Raw genomic sequence first — 1,094 nt, forward strand, 5'->3', positions numbered from 1 at the left:
AGTATAAGGCTACTAATTAAAGTATTCAGCACTAGTACTACAGCCGTATGCCCCATTGTGGCATGATAGCCCATGACACTTTTTCTGAAAATACGGGAGGTGTACCATGCACTCACCGACCAATGCCTGGGAACAGGAACTTCTCTCACTGCATACCCGCCTGGCTCCGTTGTTTCACCATCCCGGCCCACAGCAACGCAGCCTCGCCTACCTCCGGGGATTACTCAGTGACGTTGAACGTAAAAATGGCTGGCAACTGGCGGAATGGATAGGCGAACGCACGCCTGATGGCGTTCAGCATCTGCTGGAACGCGCCCACTGGGACGTCGACGTCGCCCGCGATATTTTGCGGGACTATGTGACGGAGCATTTGGGCGATGAACACGGGGTGCTCATTGTGGATGAAACCGGCTTTGTCAAAAAAGGCACGCATTCTGCCGGGGTGCAACGTCAATACAGTGGCACCGCCGGGCGCGTCGAAAACAGTCAGATAGGCGTCTTTCTCTGTTATGCCGGTCAGGGCGGCCATGCCTTTATTGACCGGGCGTTATACCTGCCCAAGCAGTGGATTGATGACCGTCCACGTTGTGAAGCCGCCGGCATACCTGACTCGATGAGCTTTGCCACCAAACCGCAGCTCGCCCGGCAGATGCTGGAACGCGCATTAGAGGCCGGTGTGCCCTGTCGCTGGGTGACGGCAGATGCCGTTTATGGTCAGGATCGTCGCCTGCGCTGCTGGCTGGAGTCCCGCTATCAACCGTTTGTGCTGGCGATCCCCAAAAATGAACCGTTGTGGTGGCAAGGGCCGACCCCTGTCAGAGCGGACAAGATTGTGGACAGCCTGACGCCTGGGCAATGGGAAACCCATTCTGCGGGGCGGGGAGCGAAAGGCGAACGTCAGTATGACTGGGTTCGGGTGCCGCTCTGGCGTTTACAACTCAGTGAGAAAGAACGGGAATATGGCCATTATCTGCTGGTCCGGCGCAGCCGGGATGAGAAACAGGAACGAGCTTACTATGTCGTGTATGCGCGCAGAGAACAGGCTGCTCTGAAAACCCTGGCTCAGGTGGCAGGCCATCGCTGGGAAATTGAAT

At 56.8% G+C, this 1,094-nt stretch carries 1 protein-coding gene; it reads left to right on the forward strand.

Annotated features, from left to right (window positions below; genetic code table 11):
• Positions 1-106: 106 nt before the first annotated feature.
• Positions 107-1,094 (forward strand): IS701 family transposase (locus PSI17_RS16985; protein WP_273553079.1); only part of this gene is annotated, 988 nt, incomplete at its 3' end.

The sequence above is a fragment of the Xenorhabdus sp. IM139775 genome, from assembly GCF_028598745.1.
Taxonomy (GTDB): Bacteria; Pseudomonadota; Gammaproteobacteria; order Enterobacterales; family Enterobacteriaceae; genus Xenorhabdus.